This is a genomic window from Nocardioides sp. Root1257 (assembly GCF_001425175.1).
GTDB lineage: Bacteria > Actinomycetota > Actinomycetes > Propionibacteriales > Nocardioidaceae > Nocardioides.
In genome coordinates this window covers 58,642-73,249 of sequence record NZ_LMDV01000014.1, presented here as the reverse complement: position 1 = coordinate 73,249, position 14,608 = coordinate 58,642, and the positions used below count along the sequence as shown (strand labels likewise).

Below are 14,608 nucleotides of genomic sequence, written 5' to 3'. Positions count from 1 at the left end.
CAGATCGTCCGTTGCTGTGGATACTGACCACGTGGAGCGCGAGACCGACGAACGGCGACTGCTCCACGCGCTGAGCCTCACCGTGCTCGCGACCGACGGGCTCGGGGTCATCGCCTTCGCCAACGCCGCTGCGGCCGAGCTGTTCGGCCGCAGCCCCGAGGAGCTGGTGGGGACCCATGTCCTCGACCTGGTCGCGCTCGGCCCCGGGGAGGCGCCGGCCCTGCCCCACGTGCTGCAGGGCATCCGGTGGCAGGGCGACGTCATCGTCGACCGCGCCGGAGCCGAGGACGTGGTCGCTGCGGCGACCGTGAACCCGATCCTCGACGCCGACGGCGGAGTCGTCGGCGCGATCGCCGTGCTCGAGGACATGACCGAGATCCGGCGTACGGAGGCGGAGGCGGCGGCCAGCGAGCTGCGGCTCCGGCTCGCGCACGCGGCCGCCGAGCTCGGGACCTGGCACTGGAACGCCATCGACGGCACCAACGTGTGGGACGCCCAGATGCACCACATCTACGGGCTCCAGCCGGGCAGCTTCGACGGCACCTGGGACGCCTGGGTCGGCAGCATCCACCCGGACGACCGCGAGGAGGCGATCGCCGTCGTCCAGCGGGCCATGGAGGAGCGCGCCACCTACGTGCTGCGCAACCGGATCGTGCGCCCCGACGGCAAGCCGCGCTGGATCGAGGCGCACGGCAAGGTACTCGTCGACGCCGACGGCAACCCGGCCGGCACGATCGGCTGCGTCCAGGACGTCACCGGGCGGATCCGGATGGAGCAGCGTCAGGAGGACGCCGCCGCGCGGGCCCTGCTGCTCCAGCAGGTGACCGCCGACTTCTCGCAGGCACTGACGCCCGACCAGGTCTCGGCCGTGCTGGCCGCCAGCCTCGAGCGGGTGCGCGCGCTGATCGGCGGTGGCGCGGAGCTCGACGCGGACCGGTCCCTGTCGGAGGAGAACGCGCAGCTGCTGGACACGCTCACCACCCAGCACGCCATCGCCGCGGAGCGGGCCGAGCTGTTCCGGCGTACGACGGCGATCTCGGAGGAGCTCCAGTTCAGCCTCGCCGCCAGCCCGCTGCCGTCGTTGGAGCGGTTCGAGATCGCCGCGTTCTACGCCCCGGGTGGGGACGACCTCGAGCACGTGGGCGGTGACTGGTACGACGCCGTGGGCACGTCGAACGGCGGGGTGGTCCTCGTGGTCGGTGACGTCATGGGGCGCGGCGTCCGCGCCGCGACCACGATGATCCACGTGCGAGCCGGCATCCGGGGCCTGCTCACCGTCGAGCCGTCGCCCGCAGCCCTGCTGGAGGCGGCCGACGAGATGATGGTGCGCGACGCGCCGGAGCAGTTCGTCACCGCCACGGCGGTCCTGGTGGACCCGGAGGAGGGTACGCTCGAGCTCTCCAGCGCCGGCCACGTGCCACTGGTGCTCGCGCGCCCCGACGGCACGGCCGACGTCATCTCCCTCGGGGCAGGGTTGCCCCTCGGCGTCCAGCCCCGGATGCGGCGTACCTCCGAGCAGGTCACGCTGGAGCCCGGCTGCATCGCGGTGCTGATCACCGACGGCGTCGTCGAGTCCCGCAGCCGCGACATCGACCAGGGCGTCGAGCGACTGCGTCAGCGTGTGGCCGAGCTGGCCGGCCGTCCCCTGACGGAGCTGGTCGCGGAGGTCGCCGCCCTGGCCGACGACCGCCTGCACGACGACGTCACGGTGCTGGCGGCGCGCCTGCGCTGAGCAGGGCCACGACCTCGGCGACGGCCGTGGGCGCGCCGGCGACGTGCCAGTCCCTGCCGGCTGCCCGCACCTTCGCGACGTGCCCGCCGACACCACGGATGATCGCGGCGCCGGGCAGCTCGTCCCAGGGCGGCACGGAGTGCTGGCAGAGCACGTGCAGCCGGCCCTCGGCGACCGCCATCGCGTCCATCGTCCCGGAGCCGAGCATCCGCACCGTGGCGGCGCCGTTGGCCATCCGGCCGAACGCGGCGCCCACCTCGTCGCCGTAGAACGGCGGGTGCAGGTACGTCGTGAGGCAGGACTCGGCGAGCGGTCGGTCGACCAGCGGGGCCAGCGGCACGCCGTCGACGTGCGGCGGGAGGTCCGGGCCGCCGACGAAGGTGCGCCCGGTCGCCGGGTGGTGGACCGCGCCGACGAGCAGGTCGTCGCCGTCGATCAGCGCGAGCGCCGAGCACCACCAGTCGAGGCCGGCGACGAAGTTGTAGGTGCCGTCGACCGGGTCGATGACCCAGGTGCGTCCGCTGGTGCCGGCGCGGGAGGCACCCTCCTCCCCCAGCACCCCGTCGTCGGGGCGCTCGACGGCGAGGGTGTCGACGACCTGGCGCTCGGCTGCGTGGTCGGCAGCCGTGACGACGTCCGAGACCGACGTCTTCGTGTCCGCGGCGATGCCGTCCCCGCGCATCCGGTGCGCGAGCGTGCCGGCCTCGCGGACCAGGCGCGCGGCCAGGTCGGCGTCCGTCATGCCCACGCCTCGGCGAGCAGCGTCCGCGTGTCGGAGAGCAGCTGTGGGAGGGTCTTGGTGCCGGCGAGCACCGTGATGAAGTTGGCGTCGCCCGACCAGCGTGGCACGACGTGCTGGTGCAGGTGCTGCGACAGCGAGCCGCCGGCGACGCCGCCCAGGTTGAGGCCGACGTTGAAGGCGTGCGGACCACTGACCTCGCGGAGCACCTGCACCGCGCGCTGGGTCGTCGTCATCAGCTCGGTGACCTCCTCCGTGCTCAGGTCCTCGAGCTCCGCGACGTGCCGATGTGGCAGGACCATCAGGTGACCGGGGTTGTAGGGGTGCAGGTTGAGCACCGCGAAGCAGGTCTCGCCGCGGTGGATCACCAGGCTCTCCTCGAGCGGCTGCTCCCCCATCGCGCAGAACGGGCACCCCCCGCCGGTGGGCTCGGGCGGCGCGACGTACGCCATCCGGTGCGGGGTCCAGAGGCGGTCGAAGCCCTCGAACCCGTCGCGCTGGGCTCCCGCGGGATCGGTCATGGCCTCAACCCTAGGGTGAGGCCATGATCCGTCCTGCGCGACCCGACGACATGGGTGCCGTCGCCGACGTCTGGCACCGCGCCTGGCACGTGGCGCACCCCGGCAACGTGCCCGAGGGCCTGACGGCGGCACGCACCCTGGACGCCTTCCACGCCCGCACGCCGGCCCGGGTGGCCGACACCACGGTGGCCGAGGTGGACGGGGAGGTCGTCGGCTTCACGATGGTCCACGGCGACGAGGTCGAGCAGGTCTTCGTCGACCCGCGGCGCCACGGCTCCGGCATCGCCGCGCCGCTGCTGGCCGCCGCCGAGCAGCAGGTCGCGGCCGCCGGCCACGACGTCGCCTGGCTGGCGGTCGTGGCGGGCAACGCCCGGGCTCGCAGCTTCTATGAGAAGCACGGGTGGCACGACGAGGGCGACCTGCCGTACGAGGTCGTCGCGGACGGCGCGACGTACATCTCGCCCTGCCGGCGCTACGAGAAGGCCGTCAGTACTGGCGGAACCACCGCGACAGGTCGGTGACACCCGGGCAGGTGACGTCCAGGTCGCGGCTCTCGGCCACCCACTGGCCGAGCACCGCGTCACCGCCCTGGATCTGCCAGTCGTCGCCGCAGCGGTCCAGCGCCTCGGCCTGCGACGTCTCGCCCGCGGCGCGCCACTCGGGCAGCCCGAGCGCGAGGTCGCCGACCACCTCGCTCCAGAGGTGCGGCGTCGAGTAGACGCCCACGTCGTAGCCGGCGTCGGCGTACCCCCTTGCGGCGCCCTGCACGACGGCACCGTTGGCCTCGATGTCGTCACCCCAGTCGAAGTCGGGCACCGGCTCGACGTCGACCCAGATGATCGGGCTGTCGAGCCCGGCCGCGCGCATCGTGGCGACGTTGGCGAGTGCCTGCTGGTAGCCGGTGTTGGCGAGGGCACCGACGTCGGTCGCACCGTCGAAGGGCCCGGTGCCGCCGTGCTCGGCCACCGCGGCGGCATCGGGCCGGCTGACGACGGCGTACGCCGACGCGAGGAGGTGCCGCTCGCGGATCCAGGCGACCTGGCTGGCGAGACAGGGGTTGGCGGTGAACCCCGGCCCGTTGGTGAGACCGACGACGACGTACTGCGCCTCGGGGAGCGGCATCGGCAGACCGAGGGTCCGTCGCTCCGGGATGCCCATCCCTTTCGGGCACTGCGGCCAGCTGATGTCCGCCCCGAGCACCGGGCCGTTCGCCGCGAGCGCGGCCCCGGTCGGCGGCGCGCTCGGCAGCGCGGCCGCCCGCTGCTCGGCGAGCTGCGCGAGGGCCTGGAGCCGCGAGGTCTGCGGGTCCGCCGTCGGCGTCACGACGGCGGTCGGTCGCTGCGTCGACGGCGCTGCCGCGGGCGCGTCCGAGGGGCCGTCGCTCGCCGAGCACGCCGTGAGGAGCGCAGCGACGGCCACCAGGACGGCGCCGCGCACGGTCACCGGCCGGTCACACCTGCTCGCGCGACGCGACCGCGTCGACGACCCGCTGGATCGCCTCGGCGATCGGCACGCCGTTGTCCTGCCGGCCGTCGCGGTAGCGGAACGAGACCGCGCCGGCGGCGACGTCGTCGGCACCGGCGATCATCATGAACGGCACCTTCTGGAGCTGCGCGTTGCGGATCTTCTTCTGCATCCGGTCGTCCGAGTCGTCGACCTCCACGCGCAGGCCCTGCGCCCGCATCTGCTTCGCGACGTCGTACAGGTAGTCGGCGAAGGTGTCGGCCACCGGGATCGCCTGGACCTGCACGGGCGCGAGCCACGGCGGGAACGCGCCGGCGTAGTGCTCGACCAGCACGCCGATGAAGCGCTCGATGGAGCCGAACTTCGCCGAGTGGATCATCACCGGCTGCTGGCGGGTGCCGTCGGAGGCGACGTACTCGAGGTCGAACCGGTCGGCCGACGGCTGGTTGAAGTCGTACTGGATCGTCGACATCTGCCAGGTGCGACCGATCGCGTCGCGGGCCTGCACGGAGACCTTCGGGCCGTAGTAGGCCGCGCCGCCCGGGTCGGGCACGAGCTCGAGCCCCGACTCGATGCAGACGTCCTCCAGCACCTTGGTCGCGATCTCCCAGTCCTCGTCGGAGCCGATGAACTTGTCGGGCTTGGAGTCGTCGCGGGTGGAGAGCTCGAGGTAGAAGTCGTCGAGTCCGAAGTCGCGGAAGAGCCCGAGGCAGAACTCGAGGAGGTGCTTGATCTCCCCGGGCGCCTGCTCCTTGGTGACGTAGGAGTGCGAGTCGTCCTGCGCGAAGCCGCGCACCCGGGTGAGGCCGTGGATCACGCCCGACTTCTCGTGCCGGTAGACCGACCCGAACTCGAAGAGCCGCAGCGGCAGCTCGCGGTACGAGCGCTGCCGCGACCGGAAGATCAGGTTGTGCATCGGGCAGTTCATCGCCTTGAGGCGGTAGTCCATCCCGTCGACGTCCAGCGCAGGGAACATGCCCTCGCCGTAGTAGGGCAGGTGGCCGGAGGTGTAGAACAGCCCCTCCTTGGCGATGTGCGGGGTGCCGACGTACTCGAAGCCCTCCTCGATGTGCCGCCGACGGACGTAGTCCTCCATCTCCCGCTTGATCACGCCGCCCTTGGGGTGGAAGACCGGCAGGCCGGACCCGATCTCGTCGGGGAAGCTGAAGAGGTCGAGGTCGCGGCCGAGCTTGCGGTGGTCGCGGCGCTCCGCCTCCTCGATCCGGTGCAGGTGCTCGTCGAGCGCCTCCTTGGACTCCCAGGCGGTGCCGTAGATGCGCTGGAGCTGCTTGTTCTTCTCGTCGCCGCGCCAGTACGCCGCGGCCGAGCGCATCAGCTTGAACGCCGGGATCCGCTTGGTGGTCGGCAGGTGCGGGCCGCGGCAGAGGTCGCTCCACGCGACCTCGCCCTTGCGGTTGACGTTGTCGTAGATCGTGAGCTCGCCGGCGCCGACCTCGACGCTCGCTCCTTCTGCAGCGTCGTCGGACTTCCCGGACCCCTTGAGGCCGATCAGCTCGATCTTGTAGGGCTCGTCCTGCAGCTCGTGGATCGCGTCGTGGTCGGTGGTGACCCGGCGCTCGAAGCGCTGGCCCTCCTTGATGATCTTCCGCATCGCGGTCTCGATCTTCGCGAGGTCCTCGGGCACGAACGGGGTCTCGACGTCGAAGTCGTAGTAGAAGCCGTTCTCGATCGGCGGCCCGATGCCGAGCTTGGCCTCCGGGAAGAGCTGCTGCACCGCCTGGGCCATCACGTGCGCGGTCGAGTGCCGCAGGATGTCGTGGCCGTCCTTGCTGTCGATCGCGACGCCCTCGACCTCGTCGCCGTCGGCGAGCACGTAGGCGAGGTCCTTCAGGGCGCCGTTCACGCGCGCGGCGATCACCGAGGTGTCCTCGGCGAACAGCTCCCAGGCCTTGGTGCCCGTCGTGACCGACCGGTCCTCACGCGCATCTGCGTGGGCGAGGACGATCTTGAGGTCGGACACGGGTGCTCCTTGGTCGGGTCAGGTGCCCGGCGGACGCCGGGACCCGTCGATCGTATCGACCGGACCCCGGCGTACGCGCGGCAGTTCTGCGCCCGTGACCTACGGCGCCGTGTAGGCCCAGGTCAGGTAGCCGTACATGTCGTCGTTGGCTGCCCCGGTTGGCGCGGGTACGGCGCATGCCTCCGGCTACGTCGGGCACGCCTGGGAGACGTGCCCTACCCTCGCGGCGTGGAGGTGAGTCCGGACGACCCGCGTCGCGAGGACGTCGTCGCGCTTCTCACTGAGCACCTTTCCGACATGCGCGCGACCTCGCCGCCCGAGAGCATCCACGCGCTCGACGTCGACGCGCTAGTCTCCCCCGCGATCACCTTCGTGACCGCGCGCGAGGACGGAGTGCTGCTCGGCTGCGGCGCCCTCAAGGTCCACTCGGCCGACCACGGCGAGATCAAGTCGATGCGGACGACGTACGCCGCCCGCGGCCGCGGCGTCGCGGCCGACGTTCTCGACTGGCTGCTCACCGAGGCGCGCGCCCGCGGCCTGCGCCGGGTCAGCCTCGAGACCGGCACCCAGGAGTACTTCAGCGCCGCGCACCGGCTCTACCTGCGCCACGGGTTCGTCGACTGCGAGCCGTTCGGCGACTACCGGCTCGACCCGCACAGCCGGTTCATGACGATCGCCCTGGACTGACGTAGTCCAAGGCGATCGATTCTGGTGGGCGATACTGGGTTCGAACCAGTGACCTCTTCGGTGCAAACGGCAGAGCCGCGCTACCACCGGACCGAAATGACGCCGGGGCCACACGCATCGCGTGCGGCCCCGATCTGGTGGGCGATACTGGGTTCGAAACTGAATCACCCTCGTTCTTGAGGCCACCGTCTGACCTGCATAACGAGCATCTGACCTGCACCGATGCCATTCCGAGCACTTGGACACTTACGGGCCATCTGGGAGACTTTGGGGAACTACTGTTCCCCGTATGTTCCCCGTCTGACCCGATCGGAGTCGCCAGTGACGTCCTCCTCCCGCCGAGGTTTCGGTCGCATCGAGAAGCGATCGTCCGGTCGCTACCGCGCCGCGTACACCGGCCCGGACGGCTTGTTGCACCGCGCCCCGACGACCTTCGAGGCGAAGATCGACGCGGAGGCATGGCTCGCCGACCGGCGACGGGAGATCATCAACAAGACGTGGAACCCGCCGACCGTCGAGGGCGCGGTCCGTCCGAAGGTGCGGACGCTGACGTTCGAGGAGTACGGGCGGAGTTGGCTCACGCACCGCGACCTGAAGCCGCGCACCCGCGCACACTACGAGTCCCTGTTCACGACCTACCTCGTCCCGGAGTTCGGGTCGCGACGGCTGCACGAGATCACCCCTGCCGGGATCCGGTCGTGGCATGCGACCGTCGCGCCCGGTCGCCCGACGACCAGGGCACACGCCTACGGCCTCCTGCGGACCATCCTCGGGACGGCGACGCAGGACGAGCTGATCGCGGCGAACCCCGCCCATATTCGAGGAGCGGGCGCGACGAAGCGGAAGCACAAGGTCGAGCCGCTAACCCTCCCCCGTCTCGCGACGTTGGTCGAGGCGATGCCGGAGAAGCATCGCGCTATGACGCTGATTGCGGCGTTTTGCGGTCTCCGGTTCGGTGAACTGACTGAGTTGCGCCGTAAGGACGTCGACCTGAAGCAGGGCGTGATCCATGTCCGTAGGGCGGTCGTCCGCGTCGACCCCGACGAGGTCCCGGACCCGCTCCCCCGAGAGATCGTCCGGTGCGACTGCCGACCGGGTTGTCTGATCGGCCCGCCGAAGTCAGACGCGGGCGTCCGTGACGTGAACGTGCCTCCTCACCTCGTCCCGCTGATCCGCGACCACATCAACGATCACGCCGGATGGGGTCGAGACGGTCTCATGTTCCCGAGCGCTGACGGGGACCACCTCGCCCCGTCGAGTCTCTACGGTCGGGCGACGACGCCGAAGCGGATCGGGTGGGGGTTCTACAAGGCGCGGGTGGACGCCGGAGTCCCCTCGCTGCGGTGGCACGACCTACGACACACCGGGGCGGTTCTCGCCGCGCAGACCGGCGCGACCCTCGCGGAACTCATGGCCCGACTCGGCCACTCGACGCCTGCCGCCGCGCTTCGGTACCAGCACGCGGCGAAGGACCGCGACAAGGCGATCGCGGAGGCGTTGTCGGCGATGGTCGCAACTGCCGCTCCGGGCGACGGGGCGTAGTCCTACCGCCTCACGTTGTTCCACGTTCTGCCGTATTGCGCGGACATCGGGCCGAATCCTTGCCTGCCTGAACGATCCGGTCAAAGACTGGATTCCTCAGACAGACAGTGAGGCGTCCGGCCCACACTTTGGCGAGTCAGACCGGACGCCCCGCCCAGATCAAAGGGCAGGGTCCAGAATGGCACACACGGCACTTCACAGAGTTCCGAGCGACCCCGATCAGATGATCGGTCTCCCCGCCGCTGCGGTCGTCCTCGACGTAACCGAGCGGACCGTCCGTCGCTACATCGCCGAGGGTAAGCTCCCGGCCTTCCGCCTCGCCGGCGGCTCGAACCTTCGTGTTCGTCGTGGCGATGTCGACGCCCTCCTCGCGCCCCTGCCGACGACCGGATCGGCGGGCACCTCCGCGTAGCGCGTCGACGGCGACCGGGGGTCGGACTCTCTCTGACCCGGTCGCCGTCGCCTACCTGTTGAACCCGCCGACTTCCGCCGAGAAACCGGACGAGGAGGAATCCATCATGGCACCCGATCCGGAACGTGACGAGCCGATCCCGACGCTCCCCGGTCTCCGGCCACGGACCTCCGTCGGTCGTCTCGCCGAGAACTTTCGTCGACGTGAAGAGGACGCACGCCGTCGGCTCGATGCTCTCGACCCCGAGGACCGGTTTCCCGTCGTGCCGATGAGTCAGGCGGCACGTATCTACGCGGATCTCGACGAGGTGTACGTCGCCGCGTCGGTCGTCCGGATGCACGACCCGGAGATCGTCCGACTCCGTCGCCTCGAACGACGGGCAGCCGTGGCGGTCGCCGCCGAGGACACCCTGTGACCGACGAGGCGGGGTTCTCGTGGGGCACCACCTACGACGACGCCCCCGACTGGCAGATCGATCCCCACGGCGTCCCGCCTGAAGATGCGCTCCCACCGGATCCGGAGGCTAACGAACCGCCCGCCGACATGTACGACGACGGACAGTCCGCGTCCACCGACACCCCCGAGCCGTTGCTGAACCCCCGCCTCGACTGGTTCGAGTTGTTCGCCGACGAGAGCGAAGAGGAGTGGATCGCCTACCCGATCCTCCCCGCTCGGCGACACGTCGCGATCTTCAGTCCCGCGAAAGCCGGGAAGAGCCTTCTCTCGCTAGAGGTCGCGGTCGCAATCTCTCAAGGCGGCGACCTGTTCGGTTACCCGACGAAGCGGAGTCGGGTTCTCTACGTCGACTTCGAGAATGACCCTCGCGGCGACGTCCGGACCCGACTGATCGACATGGGCCAGAGCCCCGCCGCCCTGGACGGCCTCGTCTATCTGTCGTTCCCGACCCTCGCGAAGCTCGACACTCCGACCGGCGGCGCAGACCTACTACGCCACGTCGAGCACTACGGGTGCGAGGTCGTCGTGATCGACACCCTCTCCCGTGCCGTTGGCGGCGAGGAGAACGCGAACGACACATGGAACGCCGTCTACCGGTGTACCGGCCTCGCCCTCAAACAAGCCGGGATCGCGCTGATCCGACTCGACCACACCGGCAAGGACCACACCCGGGGGATGCGCGGCGGGTCGGCGAAGGAGGGCGACGTCGACGCCGTGTGGCGACTCTCGAAGGTCAACGAGTCGACGATCACCCTCGAATGCGCTGCGCACCGGTTCCCGCTCGCCGAGGACCGGCTGACCCTGACCCGCCGCACCGACCCCCGCCTCCGTCACACGGCGGCAGGCGACCCGTTCCGAGCCGCACAGGACGCGAAGGTCTCGGCGATCCTCGACACCCTCGACCGATTGGAGATCCCCGACGACTGGGGTCGAACGAAGGTCCGCGCCGCCCTCCGCGACGCCGGAATCGGCTACTCGACCAACGACCTCGCCGACGCTCTCCGCCTCCGGAAGATCCTCCCGAAACCTGTCCGGGACAGGTCTGACGATCTGATCCCGCTGAACCTGTCCGGGACACCTGTCCTCCCCGACCTCAACCCACCGCCTGACGACCTGTCCGGGACAGGTCGAGGACAGGGGGTCCCGAGCACATGAGGGGCACCTGTCCGCAGTGTCCGCATCTCTATAGATGCGGACAGGTGCCCATGCTCCCGATTTCAGCCGCCCGAATCCGACGGCACCGACCGAAAGGAACGCCCATGAGCCCCGGACTCCCCGACCACCTCTTCCGCCGCGCCGTCACCCAACTGATCCACGCCGCTGGCCCCGACGGCGTCGAAGAAGAGCACCTGATCGACGCCCTCGGCGCTCTCGAACGGCTCGCGGTCAGTGCCGGGATCTGGCAGACATGGGAAGCCGACCGCGCCGCGATCTCGTGGGACGGCACCGAACTCCGCTTCAGCTCGACGACAGACGAGGACCGGATCGCCCGGATCGCGCTCCTCGACGCCGAGATCGCGGACAACAAGAACACACTGAGCGACCTCGTCGACCGCGCCGCCCGTGATCAGCGATGATCCGCCGACTTCGAACGACCTCAACCGACTCGGGTCTGTTGTCGTCGAGATTCTCGACCGGGGGGGTATCGCCGCAGGGCGAGCAGTGCTGGCGGCGTCGGCGGCGTAGAGAAAACGGCGGCGTCCCGTCAGTGGTCGCGGTCTCGGTCTCGGCGTTCGATCATGACGGACCACTCGTCAACGGCTGGGGTCTCCGCCTCGTCGGGGTCGACGGGTCGTGTCGTGGTCTGGGGGTTGTAGATCTCGGGGAACTTCTGTCGCCATGCCTCGCGCCGTCGTTCCTGTTCGCGATCGAGTTCGGCCTGCCGTCTGGCCCGCTTGTCGTCGCGGCGACGGCGGACGGCGGGGATGAACGGCGAGAGCGCCCACTCGGACAGGGCGACGAGGGCACCGGTCACGGCGAACCAGAGGACGAAGGATCCCGCGACGATGACGATCGCGACGAACGCGATCAGGTAGAGCCCGTCGGGGAGGATCACGGTTCGCACGGTAGTTCGGTTGGGGCGTCGTGTCGGGCGATCTGTGAAGGTCGTCTAGTTGGCGTGGGTCGTCATGTCTGACGCGGACGGTCTGCGCGACGTGTTCCGGACGGAGCAGTCGGAGGCGGCGGCGGATCAGGTCGACGAGACGCTCCGCGAGATCGCCGACGAGCTCGGGATCCCGGTCTTCTACACGTCGGAGGTCGAGTCGGTGCGTGCCGCGTTGTCGGTGTGGCGGTTCGGTCGCGGGTGGTTGACGGGGTGCCGTCATGTTGTCGGGTCGTCGCCGCGCCCGGTCTACGGGTTGTTGGCGAGGCCGGGGCGGATCTGGTGTGCGGCGTGTTGGTTGCCGAAGGTCGTTCAGGTCGCGGACCGGAAGCGTTGTGACCTGTGCGGTCGTCGTGGTGACTCGTCGGCGCTCGTGGTGCTGGGTGAGGGCATGGCGACGTTGTTCGCGTTCGTGTGTCCGTCGTGTCGGGTGCCGCCTCCGGATGATCCGTCGTGGAAGGCGGCGAGGTAGGTGGTCGGGATTGATCGGCGTCGTCCTGGTCGTCGGGTTCCTCCGGTGCCGGCGGATGCCCGGTGGTGTGTGTCCGTGGGTCTTGTCCTGCGGGTTGATCCCGGCGAGGTCATGGCCCGGTGGGAGTCGTGCGCGGCGTCCGGGTTGCCGGGTGCGGTGGTGCGGCGTCGGGTCTGGTTGTCGCTGACGGGCGCGGGTGACCGTGTCGGTTGGCGTGTGTTTCCGGCGCGGTCGGAGCGACCGCGCATCTTCTAGGAGAGGTGTCTGATCGTGGAGAAGAAGACGGCGACGAAGGCGACGACGAGGCCGAGGACGACGAAGGTCGAGGAGAGCCCACCGACTGCCCGCAGGAGGCCGCAAGAGGCGCGTACGGGGACGCTGACGGCCCGGAAGGACGAGGAGGACGCGAGGTACCGGCGTCTCCGTGAGGACGACCTGGAGACGTGGGCGGAGACCGGTGGGGATCTGTCGTTGTGGCCGCGTGACTGGAACAAGGAGCCGACGGCGGGCGGGGCACGGAACCCGTTGTTCATTCCCCGCAACGTCCGCCCGTACTACTTCCGATCGGCGGAGCGGGATGCCGAGGTCATGCGGGCGTGGCCCGAAGATCGGTTCGAGACTCCGGATTCCGACGTCTACGGGGAGGTGTTGGCGGTCGACGGGTTCCCCGTGACGTTGTCGGGGCGCGACCCGGAGCTCGTGACCCATTGGTTCGCCATGTACGAGGCGCGTGCCCGGATCAAGGCCGACGGTGCGCGTCGTGGTCAGGCGGTCCGCGATGCGTTGAACCGGTGCGAGATCTGCGGGGAGGTCCGCTCCGACGTCGCCGGTCAGGCAGTCGGCGACCTGTCGGGGTCGCCGGTCGAGGCACCGCCTCGGGTGTGTGCCGGATGCATGGCGGTCGCCGAGATCGAGATCGAGGAGCGGCGGCGGGCACGGGCCGAGATGCACGCCGCCGAGGTTGTCGAAGGAGTTCCCCGGTCGGAGCGGGTGAAGGTCTGGATCGACGAGCGCGAGGGGCGGATCATGGGGGCATGACCGCGCCTCGGTAGGGGGCAGGTCGGAGCGGCGACTCGGTAGGGGTCACGCGATCCCATGTGATCCGTGCCCCGAGGAGGCGCACCCATGACTCATCTGTTGAGCATCCCGACAACCGTCCCGACCCGCGTCGAGCTGCGACGTGCGTCGCCGGGGTTCTACGTCGGTCTCGTCGTCCCGTACGGCGAGGTGTCCCGGATGACGGAGTACCCGCAGGGTGAGCGGTTCGTATACGGGGCGTTCGCTACGGACGCTGCCTCCGACCGGGTCTATCCCGTCGTGCTCGATCACGACCCGTCGATCGTGATCGGGTCGGTCGTGTATCTGGTCGAGGAGCGCGCCGGTCTGGTCGCGGGTCTCCGGTTCGACGAGGCGACCGAGGCCGGTCGGGTGGTTGCCCGTGCGGGCGTGCGGGAGTCGCTGCCTCTGTCGGTGGGGTTCAGGGCGACGGAGACGGCGACCGGTTTCGACGGGGCGCGGGTGGTCGTGCGGGCGACCCTCGACCATGTCGCGGTCGTCGGTCTCGGCGCGTACGGGTCGGCTCGGACATTCCCGACGGAGGTCGCGACACGGCGGGCGGTCCGTCAGGCGTTGACGTCGGTCCGGTGGCACGGCCTGACCTGACGTCCCCGCTCAGTCAGGGCAGGAGGCGTACGTGTCGGCCCGAAAGACCGTCAGGAGCGTGTCGAAGAACAGGCCCCCTTGGGGTTCGCAGTAGGAGCGAGTCACGTCGTCGATCGGGTAGGCACGGACTCCGTGACTACCCGTCGCGTCGAGGGTGACTAGATCCCGTCCGTCGCGTTCGCCGAGCACATAGCCCGTGAATGCCGCTTGGTCGCCTACTTCGATTCGCTCGGCGGGAAGCCACGAGTCTGCGGATGCGATGACGAACAGGACTGTTAGGCAGGCCGACCACAGGACGGCCCGGTCTACCCCGGACGACACGATCGAGGTTGGCGCGAGTATCCCGGCGCGAGATCGGCGACCTCCGAGCAACCACCCTGTGCCGACGAGTATGGACGCGGCGATGACGGTCCACCACGGGACAAGCAGGATCGCCGGTATCAAGAGGTACAACCAATGGAGCCCGATCGGCCCGAGTTCGCGGTCGTACGCCGCCAGGGCGTAGTAGCCGACGAGGACGAACACAATCGCCATCGCGACGAGCCTCGCGGACCCCAACGCCATGCCCAAGGCGAGAGTCGCCGTGCCGCCGTTCTGCACTACTGCCTTAGCGGTCGTCGTGTCGAAGCTCGAGATCGCGAGGACACGGAAGGCGAGGAGGACGAAGAACGACGCGGTCAGGACGAGACCGAGGTGTTCGAGCCACCATGGCCGCGCCTTCTCCGGGGCGGATGGAGCGGTCAGAGATCTCGACCGTCTGTTTCCCGTCCGGGCGAGAAGGCGGGCACGGGGGTCGGGTGGTCGCGCTCGCATGCGGTCAATCCTCGTGCCGCCGC

17 protein-coding genes are annotated in these 14,608 nt (G+C 69.9%); 11 read left to right on the top strand and 6 right to left on the bottom strand.

Annotation, left to right across the window (positions count from 1 at the left end; translation table 11 throughout):
- The first annotated feature begins 31 nt into the window (after positions 1 to 31).
- Positions 32 to 1,732: a SpoIIE family protein phosphatase gene (locus ASC77_RS24395; protein WP_056159390.1), complete on the top strand. Its 1,701-nt coding sequence runs from the start codon at positions 32 to 34 to the stop codon at positions 1,730 to 1,732.
- On the opposite strand, the gene ASC77_RS24390 is transcribed toward ASC77_RS24395, so the two are convergent.
- Together ASC77_RS24390 and ASC77_RS24385 are read right to left on the bottom strand one after the other, a co-directional pair.
- Positions 1,704 to 2,474: an inositol monophosphatase family protein gene (locus ASC77_RS24390; RefSeq protein WP_056159731.1), complete on the bottom strand. Its 771-nt coding sequence runs from the start codon at positions 2,472 to 2,474 to the stop codon at positions 1,704 to 1,706. The two genes, ASC77_RS24395 and ASC77_RS24390, sit on opposite strands and share 29 nt — an antisense overlap.
- Entirely contained in the window at positions 2,471 to 2,992 is a 522-nt protein-coding gene (locus ASC77_RS24385) for an HIT family protein (protein WP_056159387.1), read from the bottom strand. The genes ASC77_RS24390 and ASC77_RS24385 overlap by 4 nt, the downstream gene beginning before the upstream one ends.
- 23 nt (positions 2,993 to 3,015) lie before the next feature.
- Between ASC77_RS24385 and ASC77_RS24380 the strand changes: the two genes are divergently transcribed.
- Positions 3,016 to 3,513 (top strand): GNAT family N-acetyltransferase, encoded by a 498-nt coding sequence (locus tag ASC77_RS24380; RefSeq protein WP_056159385.1) that lies wholly within the window; start codon positions 3,016 to 3,018, stop codon positions 3,511 to 3,513.
- Here ASC77_RS24380 and ASC77_RS24375 read toward each other — a convergent pair.
- Positions 3,479 to 4,435 (bottom strand): hypothetical protein, encoded by a 957-nt coding sequence (locus tag ASC77_RS24375; RefSeq protein ID WP_056159382.1) that lies wholly within the window; start codon positions 4,433 to 4,435, stop codon positions 3,479 to 3,481. The two genes, ASC77_RS24380 and ASC77_RS24375, sit on opposite strands and share 35 nt — an antisense overlap.
- A 7-nt stretch (positions 4,436 to 4,442) precedes the next feature.
- A complete protein-coding gene (gene thrS, locus ASC77_RS24370) occupies positions 4,443 to 6,437 on the bottom strand; it encodes a threonine--tRNA ligase (RefSeq protein ID WP_056159381.1) in 1,995 nt (664 codons plus the stop codon).
- 228 nt (positions 6,438 to 6,665) lie between these two features.
- Here thrS and ASC77_RS24365 point away from each other — a divergent pair, with 228 nt between their 5' ends.
- The 6 genes from ASC77_RS24365 (at position 6,666) to ASC77_RS24345 (ending at position 11,111) form a co-directional block, all read left to right on the top strand.
- The gene (locus ASC77_RS24365; RefSeq protein WP_056159378.1) at positions 6,666 to 7,124 is read left to right on the top strand and encodes a GNAT family N-acetyltransferase; all 459 of its coding nucleotides are present in this window, start codon (positions 6,666 to 6,668) and stop codon (positions 7,122 to 7,124) included.
- A gap of 222 nt (positions 7,125 to 7,346) precedes the next feature.
- Positions 7,347 to 8,666 (top strand): tyrosine-type recombinase/integrase, encoded by a 1,320-nt coding sequence (locus ASC77_RS24360; RefSeq protein ID WP_082575302.1) that lies wholly within the window; start codon positions 7,347 to 7,349, stop codon positions 8,664 to 8,666.
- Positions 8,667 to 8,844: 178 nt separating this feature from the next.
- Positions 8,845 to 9,078, top strand: a complete 234-nt coding sequence (locus tag ASC77_RS27915) for a helix-turn-helix domain-containing protein (RefSeq protein WP_082575301.1) — start codon at positions 8,845 to 8,847, stop codon at positions 9,076 to 9,078.
- Positions 9,014 to 9,493 carry a hypothetical protein gene (locus ASC77_RS26890; RefSeq protein WP_162260718.1) on the top strand — a complete coding sequence of 160 codons (480 nt, stop codon included), beginning with the start codon at positions 9,014 to 9,016 and terminating at the stop codon, positions 9,491 to 9,493. The genes ASC77_RS27915 and ASC77_RS26890 overlap by 65 nt, the downstream gene beginning before the upstream one ends.
- Positions 9,490 to 10,689: an AAA family ATPase gene (locus tag ASC77_RS24350; RefSeq protein WP_056159369.1), complete on the top strand. Its 1,200-nt coding sequence runs from the start codon at positions 9,490 to 9,492 to the stop codon at positions 10,687 to 10,689. The genes ASC77_RS26890 and ASC77_RS24350 overlap by 4 nt, the downstream gene beginning before the upstream one ends.
- Positions 10,690 to 10,793: 104 nt before the next feature.
- Entirely contained in the window at positions 10,794 to 11,111 is a 318-nt protein-coding gene (locus ASC77_RS24345) for a hypothetical protein (RefSeq protein ID WP_056159367.1), read from the top strand.
- 128 nt (positions 11,112 to 11,239) lie between these two features.
- On the opposite strand, the gene ASC77_RS24340 is transcribed toward ASC77_RS24345, so the two are convergent.
- Positions 11,240 to 11,590: a hypothetical protein gene (locus tag ASC77_RS24340; protein WP_056159363.1), complete on the bottom strand. Its 351-nt coding sequence runs from the start codon at positions 11,588 to 11,590 to the stop codon at positions 11,240 to 11,242.
- A gap of 73 nt (positions 11,591 to 11,663) precedes the next feature.
- Between ASC77_RS24340 and ASC77_RS24335 the strand changes: the two genes are divergently transcribed.
- The 3 genes from ASC77_RS24335 to ASC77_RS24325 all read left to right on the top strand — a co-directional run bounded on the left by ASC77_RS24335 (position 11,664) and on the right by ASC77_RS24325 (position 13,772).
- Entirely contained in the window at positions 11,664 to 12,110 is a 447-nt protein-coding gene (locus ASC77_RS24335) for a hypothetical protein (RefSeq protein WP_156391275.1), read from the top strand.
- A gap of 270 nt (positions 12,111 to 12,380) precedes the next feature.
- A complete protein-coding gene (locus ASC77_RS24330) occupies positions 12,381 to 13,148 on the top strand; it encodes a hypothetical protein (protein ID WP_056159357.1) in 768 nt (255 codons plus the stop codon).
- 87 nt (positions 13,149 to 13,235) lie between these two features.
- Positions 13,236 to 13,772 carry an HK97 family phage prohead protease gene (locus tag ASC77_RS24325; protein ID WP_056159354.1) on the top strand — a complete coding sequence of 179 codons (537 nt, stop codon included), beginning with the start codon at positions 13,236 to 13,238 and terminating at the stop codon, positions 13,770 to 13,772.
- Positions 13,773 to 13,781: 9 nt separating this feature from the next.
- Here the strand turns inward: ASC77_RS24325 and ASC77_RS24320 are convergent, their stop codons facing one another.
- Positions 13,782 to 14,585, bottom strand: coding sequence for a hypothetical protein (locus ASC77_RS24320; RefSeq protein WP_156391274.1), 804 nt, complete (start codon positions 14,583 to 14,585; stop codon positions 13,782 to 13,784).
- Between the last annotated feature and the right edge of the window lie 23 nt (positions 14,586 to 14,608).

Excerpts from the sequence above, each read along its gene's own strand:
- ASC77_RS24390 (WP_056159731.1), bottom strand. The coding sequence starts at position 2,474 with ATGACGGACGCCGACCTGGCCGCGCGCCTGGTCCGCGAGGCCGGCACG.
- ASC77_RS27915 (WP_082575301.1), top strand. The coding sequence starts at position 8,845 with ATGGCACACACGGCACTTCACAGAGTTCCGAGCGACCCCGATCAGATG.
- ASC77_RS24335 (WP_156391275.1), top strand. The coding sequence starts at position 11,664 with ATGTCTGACGCGGACGGTCTGCGCGACGTGTTCCGGACGGAGCAGTCG.
- ASC77_RS24360 (WP_082575302.1), top strand. The coding sequence starts at position 7,347 with ATGCCATTCCGAGCACTTGGACACTTACGGGCCATCTGGGAGACTTTG.
- ASC77_RS24345 (WP_056159367.1), top strand. The coding sequence starts at position 10,794 with ATGAGCCCCGGACTCCCCGACCACCTCTTCCGCCGCGCCGTCACCCAA.
- ASC77_RS24320 (WP_156391274.1), bottom strand. The coding sequence starts at position 14,585 with ATGCGAGCGCGACCACCCGACCCCCGTGCCCGCCTTCTCGCCCGGACG.
- ASC77_RS24380 (WP_056159385.1), top strand. The coding sequence starts at position 3,016 with ATGATCCGTCCTGCGCGACCCGACGACATGGGTGCCGTCGCCGACGTC.
- ASC77_RS24325 (WP_056159354.1), top strand. The coding sequence starts at position 13,236 with ATGACTCATCTGTTGAGCATCCCGACAACCGTCCCGACCCGCGTCGAG.
- ASC77_RS24385 (WP_056159387.1), bottom strand. The coding sequence starts at position 2,992 with ATGACCGATCCCGCGGGAGCCCAGCGCGACGGGTTCGAGGGCTTCGAC.